Genomic DNA, 18,867 nt, shown 5'->3' with positions numbered 1-18,867 from the left:
GCCCGTGGGCCGACCGACGAGGTGTCGATGAACCAGGCCGACCCCAGACTGCCGCTGGCCACTCGTCCCGGCGAGGGCGATCAGATCGAGCGCCGTGCCCGGGCGCGGACCGCCCGACGGGCCCAGGCTCGCCTGCGCGCCTGGCGCGAGGAGGTCGCGCTGCTGGCCGCTGCTGCCTTGCTGGCGCTGGTGGCGGGTATTGTCGGCGAGTCGGCTGGCTGGGATGCGCACTGGGGCTGGGCGGTGGCTTTCGGCCTGGGCGTCTACACCCTGGGCCTGCTGGTGCGGCTGGCCTATCTGGCGCGCAGCCTGCCGGTGAGCTGGCATCGCCGCCGGGTGTGGGGCGTGCCCGGGCTGGTGCAGGCGCGTCAGCGCCGACTGCGCCGGGCCTGGTTTCGCCGTCAGCGCCGCCTGGTGCGCCTGCTCAAGCGCTATCACCACTCGGCCATGTCGGTCCCGGACGCCATGGTGGTCCTCACCGAGGACCGCCAGATCGAATGGCTCAACCTGGCGGCGATCGAGATGCTCGGCTTCAGCCGCTCGGACATCGGGCTGCGCGTCGACAATCTCTGGCGGGCTCCCGCCTTCACCGCGTGGCTCGCCCAGGGCCCCGAGCGCCCGCCGCTGGAGATCACCGCGCCCGGTGACGAGACCCGCAGCCTCAGCCTGCGCATCGAACCCTACGGCTCGGATCGCTACCTGCTGATCGGCCGGGACGTGACTGCCCTGCATCGCCTGCAGGGGGTGCGGCAGGATTTCGTCGCCAACGTCTCCCACGAGCTGCGCACGCCGCTGACCGTGCTTGCCGGTTACGTCGAGACCCTGCTCGATACCGACGAGGGACAGGACCCGCAGATGCTGCGCATCCTGTCGAACATGCACCAGCAGGCCGATCGGATGCGGCGGATCGTCGAGGACCTGCTGCTGCTCTCGCGCCTGGAGACCTCGCAGCCCGACGTCGAGCTGTTCGAGCCGATCGATGTCGGCCAGCTGCTCGAGCCGATCCTCAATGACGCCCGCCTGATCTCCGGCGAGGAAGGGCACGTGATCGAGTCGGGGCTGGACGGCGGGCTGAGGCTGTGGGGCGTGCCGCGCGAACTGCAGTCGGCATTCTCGAACCTGGTCTTCAACGCGATCAAGTACACCCCGGCCGGCGGGCGCGTGGTGGTGCGCTGGGCGCGCGATGAGCAGGGCCGGCCGGTGTTTTCGGTCTGCGATTCGGGCATCGGCATCGAGGCGCGGCACATTCCGCGCCTGACCGAGCGCTTCTACCGCATCGACGTCGGTCGCTCGCGCTCGCGTGGCGGCACCGGCCTGGGGCTGGCAATCGTCAAGCACGTCGCGCTTCGCCACTCCGCCCGTCTGGCGATCGAAAGCACGCCCGGCAAGGGCAGCTGCTTTCGCGTGATCTTCCCGGCCGACGCGGACTCGGCGCCCGCCTGCTAGACTGCGACCTCCTTCCCTGCACACGGACGTAACAATGTCGGAACCCTGGAACGGCGATGATTGATTGGAACGAGAAGTACGGCCAGGTGGATTTCCTCTACGGGACCCATCCCAACGAGTTCCTGGTCAGCCAGATCTATCGTCTGACGCCGGGGGCGCGCGTGCTGGTGCTGGGCGACGGCGAGGGACGCAACGGCGTCTGGCTGGCCGACAAGGGCTTCGACGTCACCACGGTCGACTATTCGACGGTCGGCTGCGCCAAGGCCCGCCAGCTGGCCGACGAGCGCGACGTCAGTCTGGCCGTCCACTGTGCCGATCTCACCGAGTGGGACTGGGAGGAGGACGGTTTCGACGCCGTGGTGCTGATCTACCTGCACTTCGAGCCGGAGGCGCGGCGCGAGGTCTACCGGCGGGCCGTGGCGGCCCTGCGCCCGGGTGGCCTGCTGATCGTCGAACTGTTCCACCCCCGCCAGCTGGCCTACCAGAGCGGCGGGCCCAAACGGGCCGACATGCTGGTGCGTGCCAGCGATCTCGCTCACGACCTGTCCGGGGTCGAGTGGTTGATCCTCGCCGAGGGCAAGGTGCTGCTCGACGAGGGGCCTGGTCACAACGGCCCGGGATTCGTCACCCACGGCGTGGGCCGGCGGGGCGACTGATCCTCCGCGCACAAAAAAAGGCCCGGGATCCCCCGGGCCTTTTTCGTCACCAGCCGGTTGTCCCGGTTGTGGTTACACGTCGCGCAGCAGCTCGTTGATGCCGACCTTGCTGCGGGTCTTCTCGTCCACCTTCTTCACGATCACCGCGCAGTAGAGGCTGTACTTGCCGTCCTTCGACGGCAGGCTGCCGGAGACGACCACCGAGCCGGCCGGGACGCGGCCGAAGTGGATCTCGCCGGTCTCGCGGTCGTAGATCTTGGTCGACTGACCGATGTAGACGCCCATCGAGATCACCGCGCCTTCCTCGACGATCACGCCCTCGACGATCTCGGAGCGCGCGCCGATGAAGCAGTTGTCCTCGATGATGGTCGGAGCGGCCTGCAGCGGCTCGAGTACGCCGCCGATGCCCACGCCACCGGAGAGGTGCACGTTCTTGCCGATCTGGGCGCAGGAGCCGACGGTCGCCCAGGTGTCGACCATGGTGCCCTCGTCGACGTAGGCGCCGATGTTGGTGTAGGAGGGCATCAGGACGGTGTTCTTGGCGATGAAGCTGCCGCGGCGGGCGACGGCGTTCGGCACCACGCGCATGCCGGCGGCCTCGAAGCGTGCCTGGTCCCAGTCGGCGAACTTGGTCGGCACCTTGTCGAAGTAGTTCACGTCGCCGCCGGAGACCACCTCGTTGTTGCGCAGGCGGAACGACAGCAGCACGGCCTTCTTGAGCCACTCGTTGACCTGCCAGTCCCCCACGCCGCGGCGCTCGGCCACGCGCAGCGAGCCGTCGTCCAGCCCGGCCAGTGCGGTCTCGACCGCCTCGACCACGTCGGCCGGGGCGTTGGACGGGTTGATCTCGGCGCGGCGCTCAAAGGCCGACTCGATGGTGTCGCGAATGGCATTGATGTCCATCGGATGCTCCTGAAAATGCTTGGAAAAACGAGCGGCCGACCTGTGCAGGCCGGCCGGGAAAAGGGATGCGTTGCTGGCGGTTATTGTAACAACAGTTCGTCGGTGACGTTGTGACGACTCCCTCCGGGCGCGTGCCATGCGCTTTCGACCGCCGGGGGCGTCAGCCCAGCATGGTCCGAATCCGCTTGGCCGCCTCGACGCAATCCTCGAGCTCGGCCACCAGCGCCATGCGCACGAAGCCCGCGCCCGGGTTCACCCCGTCGGTCTCGCGCGAGAGGAAGCGCCCCGGCAGCACGGTGACGTTCTGTTCGGCGAACAGGCGGCGGGCGAAGTCGCGTTCGTCGCCCTCGACCCCGGCCCACAGGTAGAAGCCGGCGTCGGGCCGCCGCACCTCGATGCCGGCGACCGGCTCGAGGAGTTCGAGCACCGCGTCGAACTTCTCGCGGTAGAAGCCGCGGTTGGCGCGCACGTGCGCCTCGTCGTTCCACGCCGTGATGCTGGCCTGCTGGGTCGGCAGCGGCAGGGCGCAGCCCTGGTAGGTGCGGTAGCGCAGGAAGCGCTTGAGCACGGCGGCATCCCCGGCCACCAGCCCGGAGCGCAGTCCCGGGAGGTTGGAGCGCTTGGACAGGCTGTGGAAGACGACCACGTTCGCGAACGGCGTCTCGCCACCTCGGGAAGCGGCCACTTCGAGCAGGCCCGTGGGCGGCTCGGACTCGTCGAAGTAGATCTCGGAGTAGCACTCGTCGGCGGCCACGACCACCTCATGGCGGGCGGCCTTCGCCAGCAGGTCCTGATAGCGCGGCGCATCGATCACCGCCCCGCTGGGGTTGCCCGGCGAGCAGACGTACAGGAGCTGCGCACGTTGCCAGATCGATTCGGGGATGGCATCCAAATCCGGCAGGAAGCCGTTTTCCGGCAGCGTCGGGTAGTAGTAGGGCTCGGCACCGGCGAGCAGGGCCGCGCCTTCGTAGATCTGGTAGAAGGGGTTGGGCATCAGCACCACCGGCGGCTGGTCGCCGGTGTCGCGATCGACCACCGCCTGGGCGATGGCGAACAGCGCCTCGCGGGTGCCGGCGACCGGCAGCACGTTGGCTTCCGGATCGAGCAGGCCCTCGGCCAGGTTGAAGCGCCGGCTCAGCCAGCCGGCCATCGCCTCGCGCAGCGCCGGTTCGCCCTTCGTGGCCGGGTAGCGGGCGATCTCCGGCAGGGCCTCGCGCAGGGTGTCGAGGACGATCGCCGGCGGGGCATGGCGCGGCTCGCCGATCGACAGCGGGATGTGAGCGCGGTCGGCCGGCGGTTCGGCGCCGGCCTTGAGCTCGGCCAGTTTCTCGAAGGGGTAGGGGTGCAGTCGGTCGAGGTTGGAGTTCATGCCGGAAGTCGTCGAATCTTGCGGAGTGGCGGCGGATGCGCGCCGAGGTTTCCCGGCGCGGCCGGGCATTATAGGCTGCCGGTCCCATCGCTGCGAGAACCGAACCGGGGAGTTCGTGATGAGTGACGCCAACAACCGCCGCGACGTCTGCGGCATCGACCATGTGAGCCTGCTGGTGGGCGATGCCGATGCGGCCTGCCGATTCTACGCCGAGGTGCTGGGCCTGGCCGTCTTGCCCCGGCCCGACCTCGGCTTCCCCGGGGCATGGCTGTCGCTGGGCGGCGGTCAGGCCCTGCACCTGCTGGAGCTGCCGGATCCCGATCCGCGCGACGGACGTCCGCAGCACGGCGGGCGCGACCGGCACTTCGCCCTGCGGGTGACGGCAACGGCGCCCTTCGCCGAGCGTCTCGCCGAAGCCGGGATCGCCTTTACCCGCTCACGCTCGGGGCGGGACGCGCTGTTCTTCCGCGACCCGGACGGCAATGCCGTCGAGTTGCTGGGGGCTGGTTAGAACGGCGCGTCGAGCTCGTAGTCGACCGCGGGGTCGGTGGGATGCTCCGGGTCGGGAAAGGCCAGCCGGGTGGCGTGCAGCATCAGGCGCCGGTGGCGGCCGCCCTCGGGGTGATAGAGCGTATCGCCCTGGATCGGCCGCCCCTGGGCGAGCAGGTGCACGCGTAGCTGGTGCGAGCGGCCGGTGATCGGTTCGAGGATCACCCGCGCGGCTGTTTCGTCGCTGTCTGCCATGCGGTAGCGCGTTTGCGACGGCCGGCCGCGTTCCGGGTCGATGCGATAGCGCGGCCGGCGCTCCGGGTCCTTGCCGATCGGCAGGTCGATCAGCCCTTCGGCAGGCTCCAGTGGCGTGTCGATCAGTGCCACGTAGGTCTTGTCCACCCGTCGCTCGGCGAAGGCCTTGGAGAGGAACGAGTGGGCGCGGGCATTGCGTGCCAGCACCAGCAGGCCCGAGGTGTCCCAGTCGAGCCGGTGGACGATGCGCGCCTCCGGGAATTCCGTCTGCACCCGCGTGATCAGGCAGTCCTGCTTGTCCGGACCGATGCCGGGCACCGAGAGCATCTGCTCGGGTTTGGCCACCACCAGGAAGTCGCGTCGCTCGTCGAGCAGCGCCCAGTCGCCCACCGGCTGGTTTGCCGCTGCAGTGTGGTCGATCGGGCTCATGCCTGCTTCTCGCCCTGTTGCTGGCCCTGGCTGCCCTTGGCCGCGCGGATCAGCGCCTCGGCGATCGCCTGCTGGTGGTCGCGGTCGTTGATCGGGTGGCCGTTCTGGTCCACGACGAAGAAGGCATCCTCGGCGCGTTCGCCCAGCGTGGCGATGCGCGCGTGCAGCAGGATCGCCCCCATGCGCCACAGCGTGTCGGAGAGGTCGGCGAGCAGGCCGGGGCGGTCCTTGGCCAGCACCTGGATCATGGTGCGGGCACGGGCGACGTCGGCGACGAACTCCACCTCCGTGTCGACGTCGAGGCTGGAGAGCTGGGCCGGGGTGCGCCGGCGCGTCACCGACAGGGCGCGCTCGGGGCGGTGGATCACGCCTTCGAGTCGTTCGTGCAGCGCCTCGATGGCACCGGGGTCGCTGACCGCATGTCCCTCGCGGTCGAGGACGAAGAACTCCAGCAGAATCAGTTCGGATTCGGGCAGCTGCTCGCGATTGCCCTCATCGTCGACCGCATTCAGGCCACTCTCGGTGACCAGCGGGCGCGGGATGACCGTGATGTTGGCCGACTGGACGTTGAGCCCCTCGCGGTCGATGCCCGCGACCACGTGGGCGAACAGCGCCGGGTGGTTCTGGGCGAGGATCAGGATCTGCGTCGCCTGGTGCTGCGGGTCGTCGTTGATCGTCAGTGCCGGCAGGTCGGCGTCGACCGCCACCCGCGAGTGACGCAGGATGTTGTCGATCTCGTTGCGCAGGAAGTATTCCTCCGGCATGCCGGAGAGCCAAGCGGCCAGCTTGCCGGCATCCATGCCCTCGCTCGACCCCTGGCGATTGGCGTCACGGCGGGTCTCGCGGACGATCTGTGCCGAGGAGCGCACCCCTTCGGCGAAGTGCTGGTGGGTAAGCTCGAACAGGCGCTTCAAGAGCGTGTCGCGCCAGGAGTTCCACAACTGCGGGTTGGTGGCGCGGATGTCGGCCACCGTCAGCAGGTAGAGGTAGTCGAGCCGTTCCGGCGTGCCCACCTGCTCGGCGAAGCGCCGGATCACTTCCGGGTCCTCGATGTCCTGGCGTTGGGCGGTGAACGACAGCAGCAGGTGCTGCTCGACCAGCCAGCCGACCAGATCGATGTCGGCGCGGGACAGGCCGTGTTCGCGGGCAAACTCGCGCGCGTCGACCGCCCCCAGCTCCGCGTGATCGCCGCCGCGGCCCTTGGCGATGTCATGGAACAGACCCACCAGGTAAAGCACCTCGGGGTGCGGAATGCGGGCGAAGGCCTCGGCGGCGGTCGGGTTCTCGTCGCGGTATTCGGGCAGGGCCGGCCGGCGCAGGTTGCGGATCACCAGCAACGTGTGGGTGTCGACCGTGTAGGCGTGGAAAAGGTCGAACTGCATCAGGCCGACGATCGGCGCGAATGCCGGGATGTAGGCGGCCAGCACCCGGGTGAGGTTCATGTTGCGCAGCGCGAGGTAGACGCCGCGGTCCGCCCGCAGTAGCCGCAGGAACAGGGTCTTGGCCTGGCGGTTGGCGCGGAAGCCGGCGTCGATCACCGACAGGTTGGCACGCAGCTGGCGGGCGGTCGCCGCCGTCATGCCCTCGAGCTCCGGGTGTTCGGCCAGCAGCAGGAACAGCTCGAGGATCGCGGTAGGCGAGCGCATGAACACCTGCGCATCGCGGGTCTCGATCAGCCGACCGCGCATGATGAAGCGGGGGTTGAGCGGCTCGACCGGCTCGAGGATCTCCGGGTGCAGCCGTTCGCGCCAGCGCTGGATCAGGAGCTGGTTGAGGCGCTCGACCTCGATAGTGGCGCGGAAGAAATGCTGCATGAAGCGCTCGACCGCGAGGTTGCCGTCCTGCTCACCCTGGTAGCCGAAGGCACCGGCGAGCGTCTTCTGGTGGGTGAGCAGCAGGCGCTCCTCCGCACGCTCGGCCAGGCCGTGCAGCCCGATGCGGATGCGGAACAGGAGTGACTCGGCACGCGCCAGCGCCTGGAACTCGTCGTCGCGCAGCAGTTCGGCCCGGTGCATGCCGGCAAGGGTGGGTGCGCCGTCGATGCGGTTGGCCAGCCAGCGGATGGTGTGCAGGTCGCGCAGGCCACCCGGGCCTTCCTTGATGTGCGGTTCGATCTTGGTGCCGACGTTGTCGTGCGACTCGTAGCGGGCCTGCTGTTCGTCGAGCTTCTCGGCGAAGAACCAGGCCGGATCGAAGCGGTTGTCGTCGCGGATGGCCGCATCGAGTCGTGTCAGCAGTTCCCGGTTGCCGGCGATCAGGCGGGACTCGATCAGGCTGGTGTAGACGGTGGCGTCCTCGGCGGCCTCGAGGCATTCATCGAGGCTGCGCACCGCGTAGCCGATCGACAGGCCGGTATCCCACAGGGTGTAGAGGAACGCCTGGACCGCGTCGTCGTGCGCGTGGTCCGGCGTGAGCACCATGATGTCGATGTCCGAGTGGACGAACATCTCGCCGCGGCCGTAGCCGCCGACGGCCACCAGCGCACAGGGAGTGTCGGCCAGCTTGTCGTCCCACAGGGCGCGCAGCGCGCTATCGACCCGGGCGGTGACCTCGTTGATGAAGTCGCACGCGCTGTTCTCGTCGGCCAGCGCGTCGGCCCAGTGCTGATTCAGCGCCTCGAGCTGGCGGGCGAGTGGTCGGTCGGCGGGAAAGGTGATCTGGTCGGCGAAGCGGCCTTCAGGGGCAGGATGCATGGGATCAGGCGGGCGGCTGGGTGAGGATGTCGACCCCGTCGCTGGTCACGGCGACCGTGTGCTCCCACTGGGCGGACAGGGAGTGGTCCTTGGTGACCACCGTCCAGCCGTCGCCCAGCAGCTTGATCTCCTTCTTGCCGGCGTTGATCATCGGCTCGATGGTGAACACCATGCCTTCCTTGAGGCGCACGCCCTCGCCGGGCTTGCCGTAGTGGACCACCTGCGGGTCCTCGTGGAAGTTGCGGCCGATGCCGTGACCGCAGTATTCGCGCACCACGGAAAAGCCGCTCGCCTCGGCATGCGTCTGGATGGCGTGGCCGATGTCGCCAAGGGTGGCGTCGGGGCGCACCGTCTCGATGCCCTTCATCATCGCCTCGTAAGTGACGTCGATCAGGCGCTGGGCGCGCACGGACGGCTTGCCGACCGTGTACATCGCCGAGGTGTCGCCGTGCCAGCCGTCCTTGATCACGGTGACGTCGATATTGAGGATGTCGCCGTCGCGCAGGGTCTTGTCGGCCGGGATACCGTGGCAGACCTGGTGATTGAGCGAGGTGCAGATGGAGGCGGGGAAGCCGTGGTAGCCGAGCGTGGCCGGCGTGCCGCCCTGCACCTCGGTGATGTGCTTGTGGGCGATCTCGTTGAGCTCGCCGGTGGTCACGCCGGCACGCACGTGCTCGCGCAGCAGCACCAGCACCTCGGCGGCGAGCTGGCTGGCGATGCGGATCTTCTCGATTTCCTCGGGGGTCTTGATGGAAATGTTCATGACCTGGAAACGGGCTCCCCTGACTGTGTTCGCCGCCGCATCCCGCGGCGCGCAAAGACCCACAGTGTAACGAAAAACGCCCCGGCTCGCGGGGCGTCGTCGGGGCGAAGGATTACGCCGACTCGATAAGGCCCTGGATGATCCCCTCGACCCGGTCCATGTCGATCAGGCCGATCTTCTGGTAGGCCACCCGCGCCTCGCGGTCGAGGATGAAGAAGGTCGGCGTGACCCGCACCGGGCCGAAGACCTCGGCGCCGCGACCGCTCTTGTCCTGCCAGATGGTGTAGGTCATGTCCTTCTGCTCGACCATGGCGTTGATCTGGTCGAGCGGGTCGTAGCTCATCGCCAGTCCCACCACGTTGACGCCGCGGTCGGCGTACTTGTCGTGCAGTTCCTGGATATGGGGGATTTCCTTGACGCAGCCCGGGCAGGTGGTTGCCCAGAAGGTGATCACGGTGGGCTTGCCCTTGATCGAATCCAGGGCGACCGGATTGCCGTCGAGGTCCTGCACGGTTACGCCTTCGAGCGCGATGCTGGGTTCGGAAAAGCAGCCGGCTAGCCCCAGCGACAGCAGCGCGCCGGTCCCGCCGAGCAGCAGGCGGCGACGACCGGCATCGATGCCGGTGGTGGTGTCGTCGATTCGGCTGTGGTGGCTGCGATGCGTCATGTCGAACCCTCGTGTGGCAGTGAGCGGGCATCGGCCCGGTAATAATGGACCCGTGGCCGCGGGCAAAGTTTCGATGGCCGAAGGCGTTGCGTCAACGTTCGACGATCGCCTGCTCGAGCATCGCCGCGGTCATCACGCCCAGCGTGCGTGCCTGCTTCGATCCGATCATGCGGCGGGCGACCAGGACGCCGACATCCTGCTCGCGCATCACGCGCTGTGCCTGGGTGAGCGTGTAGCCCACCTCCACGTCGGCGGCGCGATAGAAGCCGCTGATGTCGGCCGGGTCGAGCATGACGTTCTCGCGCACCCGTTGGGCCAGGGCCTCGGCATCTTCCTCGCCCGTCGCTGTCTCCTCCGTCTGGGCCGCGGCCGGTTCGGGCGCGCCTTCGACGGCTGGCGGCGTCTCGTCGGTCGCCCGCGTCTCGGCTTCGTCCTCCTTGGCGGCCCGGTCGGCCTCGGCCTGTGCGTCGAACAGTGCCTGGTTGAACAGGTGGTCGTAGGCCGCGCGGGCCGGGGCGTAGCGGATCACCCCGATGGCGTTGCGCTCCTCGTCGCGCAGGACGATCCACGCCGGCTTGTCCTCCAGCGCTTGCCCGAAGCGAGCGAGGTTGCAGGGGCAGGCCACCTCGGCGACCCGGCGTTCGATCACGCTCGAGACGCCGATGTTGTCGCCGTTGAACCATAGTGACGGCCCCGGCATCTGCTGGTCGTTGGCCCGCAGCATGGCGTCGTAGAGCGCGTCCTTGCCGAAGACCATGCGGCTGACCAGCCCCGAGACGACGATGGTGATCATCGCCGGCAGGATCGCGCCGGTGTCGCTGGTCAGCTCCAGGACGGCTGCCAGTGCGGCGAGCGGTGCCTGCAGGGTCGCCCCCATCATCGCGCCCATGCCCAGTACGGTATAGAAGGCGACGTCGGCCAGCGGGATCTGTTCGAGGTGGTAGAGCAGGCTGCCGAGGGTGCCGCCGACCATGGCGCCGATCATCAGGATCGGGGCGATGGTGCCCACCGGCAACCCCAGCCCGACGGTCATGCTTGCGAGCAGCCACTTGGCCAGCGCCACCACCAGCAGGGCGCCGAGCGTCAGTTCGGCGGCGGCGACCAGCGCCGTGGTGTCATAGCCGATACCAAGCACCTCCGGCACCCACAGGCCGATCAACCCCGTGGCCACGCCGGCGGCGGTGAAGCGCGCCCAGACCGGCCACTTCCAGCTCCTGGCGATGGTGCCCTCGACGATCTGGATATAGCCGGCCGCCATCGCGCCGATCACGAGCCCCAGGCCCAGCAGCGTCGGCACCTCCCAGAACGACATCTGGTGATGGATCTCGATATTGAACACCGTTTCCGGGCCGAACACGGTGGTCGCGAGCAGCGCGCCCATCGAGGAGGCGAGGATGACCGGCAGGAAGCTGGCGAGCGTGTACTGCTTGATCACCACCTCGAGGGCGAATATCACCCCGGCCAGTGGCGTGTTGAAGGCCGCCGAGATGGCGGCAGCCACGCCGCAGCCCGACAGGGTACGCACGCTGTTGTTCGGCAGACCGAGCGAGTGGCCGATCAGGCTGCCGCCGAACGCACCCAGGTGAATGCCCGGCCCTTCGCGCCCGCCGGTCAGGCCGATCAGCAGCCCCCAGATCCCGGCGAAGAACTGCACGATGGCGTTCTGCCACGGCAGGTTGGCGCCGAAGCGGTGGAAGCGGATGATCACGTGGCCCACGCCGACGTTGCGCATGCCGAAGGGGAGCATGTGGAAGGCGAGCCCCAGCAGCAGGGCGCCGGCGACGGGGAGCAGGAGCCGCCATTCGGCGGGCAGGGATTCGTAGCGTTCGGCGCCGGGCAGGCCGAGGCCGTAGACCTGCAGGCCTTCGAGGGCGAGGCGGAAGGCGACCACCATCAGGGCGGCGACCAGGCCGGCGAGCAGGCCCAGTACCGTGACTTGCAGCAGCGCGTCGGGCTGGGCCAGTCGCAGCCGCAATCGCTCGATGAACCGGCTCAACGGTCGGCCGAGCCAGTCCTGGATGCGAGCGAGCAGAGCGGTCACGGGCCGGGCCTCCCGAAGGAAGAAAGAGCGATGAACGGTCGGTCGCGACGAATGGCACGCCGCACGGGCCTGCTAATATGCCACGATTACCGGCCGGGTTCGAACGCCGCCGCCCGCTCGGCGGCGCCCGACCCGAGGTCTCACGTACCAGGAGTCGAGCAAAGCAATGAAGAAGATCGGAATCGTCGGCGGCACCGGTTACACCGGGGTCGAGTTGATGCGCCTGTTGGCCCATCACCCGGACGTCGAGGTGGTGGCCATGACCTCCCGCGGCGAGGCGGGGCGTCGGGTCGATGACCTCTACCCGAGCCTGCGCGGCCATACCGACCTGGTCTTCAGCGAGCCGGGGCAGGCGGATCTGGCGGCCTGCGACCTGGTGTTCTTCGCCACGCCCAACGGCATCGCGATGCGCGAGGCGCCGGCGCTGCTCGAGCAGGGCGTGCGGGTGATCGACCTGGCTGCCGACTTCCGCCTCAAGGATCTGGATGTCTGGTCGCGCTGGTACGGCATGGAGCATGCCTCGCCCGACTGGGTCGCGCAGGCCGCCTACGGGTTGCCCGAGCTCTATCGCGACGAGATCCGCGGGGCGCAGCTGGTCGCGAATCCCGGCTGCCATGTCACCGCCACCACGCTGGCGATCCTGCCGGTGATGGGTGCCGAGTGGGTCGAGCACGACCGGATCGTCGCCGACACCAAGTCGGGCGCCAGCGGTGCCGGCCGTTCGGCGGCGGTGCACACCCTGATGGCCGAGGCCGGCGAGAGCGTGCGCACCTACGCCGCGGCCGGTCACCGCCACCAGCCGGAGATCCGCCAGACACTGACCGCGGTGGCCGAGCGCGAGATCGGCCTGACGTTCGTGCCGCACCTGGTGCCGATGGTGCGTGGCATCGAATCGACCGTCTATCTGCCCCTGGCAGGCGAGCCGGACGACCTGCAGCAGCGCTACGAGCGTTACTACGCCGAGGAGCCGTTCGTCGACGTGATGCCGCCGAACAGCCACCCGGAGACCCGCAGCGTACGCGGCAACAACCTCTGCCGGATGGCCGTGCATCGCCCGCTGGATGGGCCGATGCTGGTGGTGTCGAGCGTGATCGACAACCTGGTCAAGGGGGCGGCCGGGCAGGCGGTGCAGAACATGAACCTGATGCTCGGCTGCCCGGAAACGGCCGGGCTGGACCTGGTCGCGCTCTCGCCCTGAGCGAGGGCCCTGGCAGGCTGACATGAATCGGCCAATGGTCTGATAGACTGTGGGTTTGCCGGTCGAGCGGGGTGGTCCCGGCCGACCGGGCGCGCAATCGATTGAGGTGAACGCGATGGCTGACGCAACCGATACCATGGTGGCCGAACCGGCCGCCGACGCCACGCCGCTGGTCTTTACCGAGAATGCGGCGCGCAAGGTCCAGTCTCTGATCGAGGAGGAAGGCAATCCCGGTCTGAAGCTGCGCGTGTTCATCACCGGCGGCGGCTGCTCGGGCTTTCAGTACGGCTTCATGTTCGAGGAAGAGGCCCAGCCGGACGACACGGCCGTGGAGCGCAACGGGGTGACCCTGCTGGTCGATCCGATGAGCATCCAGTATCTCGAGGGCGCGGAGATCGACTACAAGGAGGACGTCTCCGGCGCGCAGTTCGTGATCCGCAACCCCAATGCCGCGACCACCTGCGGCTGCGGTTCGTCGTTCTCGATCTGATTCCGTTTGGGTCAGGACGCGGGCAGTGCCCGCGTCTTGCGTTTCCAGGGTTTTAACAAGGCGTTGTCGATGGATTTCGTACCGGGTTTGCAGGGTGTGCCGGCGGCGCAGTCTGCCATTTCATATCTGGACGGTCAGGCCGGTCTCCTGACCTATCGTGGCTACCGCATCGTGGATCTGGCCCGCCAGAGCACGTTCGAGGAAACCGCGTGGGTGCTGATTCACGGCGACCTGCCGACAGCGCTCGAGCTGGCGGAGTTCGATGCCGAGCTGCGCCGCAACCGTCGCGTGAAGTACAACGTCCGCGACATCATGAAGTTCCTGCCCATCGACGGGCATCCGATGGAGGCCCTGCAGACCTGCGTGGCGAGCCTGGGCATGTTCTACCCGGGTCAGGAGCGCATGACGGCGAACGGCGTCAACGCCGACAGCGAGTTCGTCGAGCAGATGATCATCAAGATCCTCGCCAGCATGTCGACGCTGGTGGCGATGTGGGAGCACATCCGCAAGGGTGACGACCCGGTCCAGCCGCGCGCGGATCTCTCCTACGCGGAGAACTTCCTCTACATGATGACCGAGCGCGAGCCGGACCCGATCGAGGCGCGCATCATGGACGCCTGCCTGATCCTGCATGCCGAGCACACGCTGAACGCCTCGACGTTCGCCTCGCTCGTCTGCGGCTCGACCCTCGCGCCGCCCAACCTGGTGGTGGCCTCGGCGATCGGCACCCTGGCCGGCCCGCTGCACGGTGGCGCCAACCAGCGGGTGCTCAACATGCTCGACGAGATCGGCTCGGTGGAGAACGTCGAGCCGTGGCTGGAAGCCAAGCTTGCCAACAAGGAAGTGATCTGGGGCTTCGGTCACCGCGAGTACAAGGTCAAGGACCCGCGCGCGGACATCCTGCAGGGGCTGCTCGAGCAGCTGCGCGAGCACCGCGGCGGCCAGCTCTCGCCGTTGTACGAGATTGCCCGCGAGCTCGAGACGCAGGCGGCCGAGCGGCTTTCCGGCAAGGGCGTCTACCCGAACGTCGATTTCTACTCGGGGCTGCTCTACGCGGAGCTCGGCATCCCCCGCGACCAGTTCACGCCGATCTTTGCCATCTCGCGCACGGCCGGCTGGCTGGCGCACTGGAAGGAGCAGATCGCGAACAACCGCATCTACCGCCCCACCCAGGTTTACGTCGGCGAAAGCCCGCGTGAATACCGCTCGATCGGCGCTCGCTGATCGGCCCTCCCGCCGTCAGGCGGGGTAGATCCCACCCAGTACCCGCGGCCCGGCCGCGCCGGTCACCGCCGGCGCGTTGCCGGGCTTGCCACTGAGCAGCTGCCGCGCCAGCCAGGCGAAGGCGGCACCCTCGACGCATTCCGGCGCGATCCCCAGTGCCGCGCTGCTGTCCACCGACGTCCCCAGCCGCTCGCGCAGCCGCGCGACCAGCTGCTGGTTGTAGGCGCCACCGCCGCAGAGGGTGACCGGCATCTCCGGTCGATCTTCCAGCCACGGCGCGATGGCGCCGGCGATGCTTTCGACCGTCAGTTCCAGCAGGGTTGCCTGGACGTCCTCGGGCGGCAGCACGTTCAGTTGCGGGCCGCCGCGTGTGCGGAGCCAGTCGAGGTGAAAGTGCTCCGGCCCGGTCGACTTCGGTGCGTCGGCGGCGAAGAACGGGTCGTCAAGCAGTGCCTCGAGCAGCGACAGGTTGACCCGCCCGCTGGCGGCCCAGCGTCCGTCGCGATCGAAGGGTTCGTGTCGGTGGTGGGCGTGCCAGGCATCCATCAGGGTATTGGCCGGCCCGGTGTCGAAGCCGAGCGGTTCGGCACCGGCCTGCAGGATCGAGGCATTGGCGATGCCGCCGAGGTTGATCACGATCCGGCCGGCATCGTCTGGTGGGAACAGCGCGGCGTGGGCCGGCGGGGCGAGTGGTGCGCCCTGGCCGCCGGCGGCGATGTCGCGGCGACGGAAGTCGGCAGCCACCGTGATGCCGGTCAGTTCGGCGATGCGGCTGGGGTCGCCCAGTTGCAGGGTGAAGGTCGCCGCGCCCCAGTTCGGGCGGTGGCGGACGGTCTGTCCGTGTGAGCCGATGGCATGTACGTCAGCTGCCGCCACGCCGGCCGCCGCAAGCAGTTGCTCCACGCCGGCCGCCACGGCTTCGGCGAGCTGCCGGTCGGCGATGCCGAGCCGATCGATCGCGTCATGGGCAGGGGCGGGTTGTGGCCCGGCCGTGTCGCCGCGGGCGAGCTGTCGCAGGGTGGTGGCGAGCGGCTCGTCCAGCGGTTGCTGGTGATGGGCCACCAGTCGCGGGCTGGACGCGAAGTCGCAGAGGCAGAGGTCGAGCCCGTCAATGCTCGTCCCGGTCATCGCCCCGATGTAAAGCTCGGGGCTGGTCGCGCGCGAATCAGTCGCCACTCGAGTCGGCGGTGCGCTCGTTGCTCGCGAGGTGGACCGGCTGCTCACCCTCGACGTCGATCTGGATGCGGGCAAGCTGATCGAGCGGATCGCGCGTCTGCTTGAGGAAATCCTGACGGTTCGCGGAGGCGATCGGCTTGGCTTCCGGCAGTTCGACCTTAAGCGGGTTGAGTGGCTTGCCGTGGACGCGGAATTCGTAGTGCAGGTGCGGGCCGGTCGCCGCGCCGGTCATGCCGACGTAGCCGATGGTCGCGCCTTTTTCGACCTTTACGCCGCGCTTGAGGTTGGCCTTGAAGCCCGACAGGTGGGCGTAGAGCGTTTCGTTCTTGCTGTCGTGACGAACCTGGACCACCTTGCCGTAGCCGTGCTTCCAGCCGACGAAGGTGACCCGACCCGTGGCGGCGGACTTGATCGGGGTGCCGGTCGGCGCGGCCAGGTCGACGCCGTTGTGCGGGCGGACCGTGTTGTGAATCGGGTGCAGCCGCTTGGGATTGAAGCTCGAGCTGATGCGCGAGAACTCGACCGGGTAGCGCAGGAACCCGCGCTCCAGACTACTGCCGTCCGGCTCGTAATAGCCGGTGGTGCCATCGGGTGAGGTGTAGCGGACCGCCTTGAAACGCTCGCCGCGGTTGACGTACTCGGCGGCGACGATTTGGCCGGTGCCCAGCCGTTCGCCCTCGCGCTCGCGCACCTCGTAGATCAGGCGGAACTGGTCGCCGTCACGGACGTCACGCAGGAAGTCGACCTTCCAGCCGAACACCTCGGCGAGCTGCATCACCTGGGCCGGCGGAACGCCGGTGGCAATCGCCGACTGGTACAGCGAGCCGCGAATGGTGCCTCCGGCCGAGACCAGTCGTTTCTCGCTGGGCAGGGCGTCGATCTTCGCGACCAGGCTGTCGGCGTCGTCACGGAAGATGTTGAGCTCGCTCTCGGCATCCAGCTCGTATTTCAGCCCGGCGAACTCGTCTGCCTCGTCGGTCATCAGGACGAGCGTCTCGCCCGGACGCAGGCGCTCGAGGCGCTTGGCATCGTCACCCAGGTCCAGTACTCGCAGTACGTCGCTGTAGCCCAGCCCGGCCTTCTCGAAGATGGTCGAGAGCGTGTCGCCGGAGTGGACGGTGACCGTGTGCTCCTCGATCGGATCTGCTTCCGGCATCGCGGCGTCGGCGCTCGGCGCATCGATGGCCGCGGTGTTCTTTTCGGGCTGCTCGATCGCCTCGAGCGCCTCCTTCTTGCCCGGGATGTCGAAGTTGGGGCGGCTTTCCAGGCTCACGGTCTGGGCGGATGCCGGTTGTTTCGGCGCGTTGCCCGCTTTGGCCGCGGTGCTGGAGCCGGTCGCCGATTGGCTTGCGTGGCTGGGGGGGGCATCGATCGCCTCGAGCGTCAGCGGGATCTCGTTGCCGGCGGCGCTGCCCTGTCTGGTCTGAACGGCGTTCGTCTCGTCCTCGGGGAGGATCTGCCAGATGGCGGCGGTCAGGGCGAAAGTGCCGAGACCGACCAGAAGCGTGCGCCGAATCAGGCGCGTCGGCCGGCGCTTGCGGTTGAAAAGAGGGCGCTGTTGCATGGATGTATAAACCTGGCAGAAAAATATCGCGTAAAACCGGTAACATAACCGGCTTTCAGCAGCCATTCAACGTAATTCTTGGAAGGGTGAATCGTGTCTCAGGAGCAAGCGCAGATGCTGGCGGAGTTGTGTCGGGGAACCGACGAGGTGCTGGTCCGCGAGGAGCTGGTCGAGCGGCTGGCCGAAGGGCGGCCGCTGCGGATCAAGGCCGGTTTTGACCCGACCGCGCCGGATCTCCATCTGGGGCACACGGTGTTGATCAACAAGCTGCGCCAGTTCCAGGAGCGCGGTCACGAGGTCATCTTTCTGATCGGTGACTTCACCGGCATGATCGGTGATCCCACCGGCAAGAATGCCACCCGCCCCACGCTCACTCCGGAGGCTGTGAAGGAGAACGCGCGCACCTACGAGCGCCAGATCTTCCGCATTCTCGATCCCGACAAGACGCGCATCGTCTTCAACTCCGACTGGATGGGGAAGAAGAGTGCCGCCGACCTGATCCAGTTGGCGAGTCGTTATACGGTCGCCCGCATGCTCGAGCGCGATGACTTTCACAAGCGTTACAGCGAGAACCGGTCGATCGCGGTGCACGAATTCCTCTATCCGCTGATCCAGGGGTTCGACTCGGTCGAGCTCGAGGCCGATGTCGAGCTCGGCGGCACCGATCAGAAGTTCAATCTCCTGGTCGGGCGCGAACTGCAGAAGCAGTACGGCCAGAAGCCGCAGGTCGTCATGACCGTGCCGATCCTTGAGGGCCTCGACGGCATCAACAAGATGTCGAAGTCGCTCAACAACTACATCGGCATCGAGGAGCCGGCCGACGAGCAGTTCGGCAAGCTCATGTCCATTTCCGATGATCTGATGTGGCGCTACTTCGAGTTGCTGTCGTTCCGCCCCTTAGAAGAGATCGCGCGCCTGCGCGAGGCAATGGACGCCGGGCGCAACCCGCGCGACATCAAGTTCGAGCTTGGGGTGGAGCTGGTTGACCGGTTCCACGGCAAGGGCGCGGGCGAGAAGGCGCGCGATGCCTTCGTCGCCCGCTTCCAGAAAAAGCAGCTGCCGGACGACATGCCCGAGGTGCAGCTCGAGGAAGGGGTGGCGATCGTCGAGGCACTCAACCGGGCCGGGCTGATCCAGTCGAACTCCGAGGGTTTTCGGCATATCAAGGCCGGTGCGGTGAAGCTCGACGGTGAGCGGGTCGACGATCGGGGGTTGATCCTGCCGGCGGGCGAGTCGGTCGTTCAGGTGGGTAAGCGGCGCCTGGCAAAAATCATCGTCGCGGGGGGTTGACGCCCCCGCCAAAGCGCGTAAGATGCGCTCCTCCTCACGGGGCACAGGCCAAGCGCCATCGCCCGGAGGGCAGCTCCAAAAAGGCATTAAAAAGCACTTGACGGACGCTGCAGCGAGCGTAGAATGCTCGCTCCTCCCGACGGCAAAACGCCGCACCGGGAGTCACCAAAAAAGATCGAAAACAGGTCTTGACAGGTGACACGACGAGCGTAAG

16 protein-coding genes are annotated in these 18,867 nt (G+C 67.9%); 7 read left to right on the top strand and 9 right to left on the bottom strand.

Annotated elements, in window-relative coordinates; translation table 11 throughout:
* The first annotated feature begins 27 nt into the window (after positions 1–27).
* Together phoR and AWR35_RS04660 are read left to right on the top strand one after the other, a co-directional pair.
* Positions 28–1,446, top strand: coding sequence for a phosphate regulon sensor histidine kinase PhoR (gene phoR / locus AWR35_RS04665; protein ID WP_058574792.1), 1,419 nt, complete (start codon positions 28–30; stop codon positions 1,444–1,446).
* A 56-nt stretch (positions 1,447–1,502) separates the two neighbouring features.
* Positions 1,503–2,102, top strand: a complete 600-nt coding sequence (locus AWR35_RS04660; RefSeq protein WP_058574791.1) for a class I SAM-dependent methyltransferase — start codon at positions 1,503–1,505, stop codon at positions 2,100–2,102.
* Positions 2,103–2,174: 72 nt separating this feature from the next.
* Here AWR35_RS04660 and dapD read toward each other — a convergent pair whose 3' ends face one another.
* The gene (gene dapD / locus AWR35_RS04655) at positions 2,175–2,999 is read right to left on the bottom strand and encodes a 2,3,4,5-tetrahydropyridine-2,6-dicarboxylate N-succinyltransferase (RefSeq protein WP_197408158.1); all 825 of its coding nucleotides are present in this window, start codon (positions 2,997–2,999) and stop codon (positions 2,175–2,177) included.
* 166 nt (positions 3,000–3,165) lie between these two features.
* On the bottom strand, positions 3,166–4,374 hold the full coding sequence (dapC, locus tag AWR35_RS04650; RefSeq protein WP_058574789.1) for a succinyldiaminopimelate transaminase: 1,209 nt from the start codon (positions 4,372–4,374) through the stop codon (positions 3,166–3,168).
* Positions 4,375–4,492: 118 nt separating this feature from the next.
* On the opposite strand from dapC, the gene AWR35_RS04645 reads away from it, so the two are divergent.
* On the top strand, positions 4,493–4,885 hold the full coding sequence (locus AWR35_RS04645) for a VOC family protein (RefSeq protein WP_058574788.1): 393 nt from the start codon (positions 4,493–4,495) through the stop codon (positions 4,883–4,885).
* Here AWR35_RS04645 and AWR35_RS04640 read toward each other — a convergent pair.
* From AWR35_RS04640 to AWR35_RS04620, 5 genes are all read right to left on the bottom strand, one after another.
* On the bottom strand, positions 4,882–5,547 hold the full coding sequence (locus tag AWR35_RS04640) for an RluA family pseudouridine synthase (RefSeq protein ID WP_066185076.1): 666 nt from the start codon (positions 5,545–5,547) through the stop codon (positions 4,882–4,884). The two genes, AWR35_RS04645 and AWR35_RS04640, sit on opposite strands and share 4 nt — an antisense overlap.
* Entirely contained in the window at positions 5,544–8,240 is a 2,697-nt protein-coding gene (gene glnD / locus AWR35_RS04635) for a [protein-PII] uridylyltransferase (RefSeq protein ID WP_058574787.1), read from the bottom strand. The genes AWR35_RS04640 and glnD overlap by 4 nt, the downstream gene beginning before the upstream one ends.
* A 4-nt stretch (positions 8,241–8,244) precedes the next feature.
* Positions 8,245–9,003, bottom strand: a complete 759-nt coding sequence (map, locus tag AWR35_RS04630; protein WP_058574786.1) for a type I methionyl aminopeptidase — start codon at positions 9,001–9,003, stop codon at positions 8,245–8,247.
* A gap of 112 nt (positions 9,004–9,115) precedes the next feature.
* Positions 9,116–9,670: a TlpA disulfide reductase family protein gene (locus tag AWR35_RS04625; protein ID WP_058574785.1), complete on the bottom strand. Its 555-nt coding sequence runs from the start codon at positions 9,668–9,670 to the stop codon at positions 9,116–9,118.
* A 91-nt stretch (positions 9,671–9,761) separates the two neighbouring features.
* A complete protein-coding gene (locus tag AWR35_RS04620) occupies positions 9,762–11,711 on the bottom strand; it encodes a chloride channel protein (protein ID WP_058574784.1) in 1,950 nt (649 codons plus the stop codon).
* A gap of 166 nt (positions 11,712–11,877) precedes the next feature.
* Between AWR35_RS04620 and argC the strand changes: the two genes are divergently transcribed.
* The 3 genes from argC (at position 11,878) to AWR35_RS04605 (ending at position 14,623) form a co-directional block, all read left to right on the top strand.
* Positions 11,878–12,909, top strand: a complete 1,032-nt coding sequence (gene argC, locus AWR35_RS04615; RefSeq protein ID WP_058574783.1) for an N-acetyl-gamma-glutamyl-phosphate reductase — start codon at positions 11,878–11,880, stop codon at positions 12,907–12,909.
* Between the two features lie 115 nt (positions 12,910–13,024).
* Complete coding sequence (gene erpA / locus AWR35_RS04610) at positions 13,025–13,399, top strand: iron-sulfur cluster insertion protein ErpA (protein ID WP_197408133.1); 375 nt, start codon at positions 13,025–13,027, stop codon at positions 13,397–13,399.
* 69 nt (positions 13,400–13,468) lie between these two features.
* Positions 13,469–14,623 carry a citrate synthase gene (locus AWR35_RS04605; RefSeq protein ID WP_058574782.1) on the top strand — a complete coding sequence of 385 codons (1,155 nt, stop codon included), beginning with the start codon at positions 13,469–13,471 and terminating at the stop codon, positions 14,621–14,623.
* 15 nt (positions 14,624–14,638) lie between these two features.
* Here the strand turns inward: AWR35_RS04605 and AWR35_RS04600 are convergent, their stop codons facing one another.
* Complete coding sequence (locus AWR35_RS04600) at positions 14,639–15,799, bottom strand: anhydro-N-acetylmuramic acid kinase (RefSeq protein ID WP_282096949.1); 1,161 nt, start codon at positions 15,797–15,799, stop codon at positions 14,639–14,641.
* The gene (locus tag AWR35_RS04595; RefSeq protein WP_058574781.1) at positions 15,789–17,363 is read right to left on the bottom strand and encodes a peptidoglycan DD-metalloendopeptidase family protein; all 1,575 of its coding nucleotides are present in this window, start codon (positions 17,361–17,363) and stop codon (positions 15,789–15,791) included. The genes AWR35_RS04600 and AWR35_RS04595 overlap by 11 nt, the downstream gene beginning before the upstream one ends.
* A 114-nt stretch (positions 17,364–17,477) precedes the next feature.
* Here AWR35_RS04595 and tyrS point away from each other — a divergent pair, with 114 nt between their 5' ends.
* Positions 17,478–18,653, top strand: coding sequence for a tyrosine--tRNA ligase (gene tyrS, locus AWR35_RS04590; protein WP_058574780.1), 1,176 nt, complete (start codon positions 17,478–17,480; stop codon positions 18,651–18,653).
* Positions 18,654–18,867 lie beyond the last annotated feature (214 nt).

This window comes from Guyparkeria sp. WRN-7 (genome assembly GCF_001641825.1).
Lineage (GTDB): Bacteria > Pseudomonadota > Gammaproteobacteria > Halothiobacillales > Halothiobacillaceae > Guyparkeria.
Note: the sequence above shows the minus strand (reverse complement) of the source record. Positions and strands in the feature narration are given on the sequence as shown.

Coding starts and splice junctions, on each gene's coding strand:
- dapC (WP_058574789.1), bottom strand. CDS start 4,374: ATGAACTCCAACCTCGACCGACTGCACCCCTACCCCTTCGAGAAACTG.
- erpA (WP_197408133.1), top strand. CDS start 13,025: ATGGCTGACGCAACCGATACCATGGTGGCCGAACCGGCCGCCGACGCC.
- argC (WP_058574783.1), top strand. CDS start 11,878: ATGAAGAAGATCGGAATCGTCGGCGGCACCGGTTACACCGGGGTCGAG.
- AWR35_RS04625 (WP_058574785.1), bottom strand. CDS start 9,670: ATGACGCATCGCAGCCACCACAGCCGAATCGACGACACCACCACCGGC.
- phoR (WP_058574792.1), top strand. CDS start 28: ATGAACCAGGCCGACCCCAGACTGCCGCTGGCCACTCGTCCCGGCGAG.
- glnD (WP_058574787.1), bottom strand. CDS start 8,240: ATGCATCCTGCCCCTGAAGGCCGCTTCGCCGACCAGATCACCTTTCCC.
- AWR35_RS04645 (WP_058574788.1), top strand. CDS start 4,493: ATGAGTGACGCCAACAACCGCCGCGACGTCTGCGGCATCGACCATGTG.
- AWR35_RS04605 (WP_058574782.1), top strand. CDS start 13,469: ATGGATTTCGTACCGGGTTTGCAGGGTGTGCCGGCGGCGCAGTCTGCC.
- map (WP_058574786.1), bottom strand. CDS start 9,003: ATGAACATTTCCATCAAGACCCCCGAGGAAATCGAGAAGATCCGCATC.
- AWR35_RS04640 (WP_066185076.1), bottom strand. CDS start 5,547: ATGAGCCCGATCGACCACACTGCAGCGGCAAACCAGCCGGTGGGCGAC.
- tyrS (WP_058574780.1), top strand. CDS start 17,478: ATGCTGGCGGAGTTGTGTCGGGGAACCGACGAGGTGCTGGTCCGCGAG.
- AWR35_RS04660 (WP_058574791.1), top strand. CDS start 1,503: ATGATTGATTGGAACGAGAAGTACGGCCAGGTGGATTTCCTCTACGGG.
- AWR35_RS04595 (WP_058574781.1), bottom strand. CDS start 17,363: ATGCAACAGCGCCCTCTTTTCAACCGCAAGCGCCGGCCGACGCGCCTG.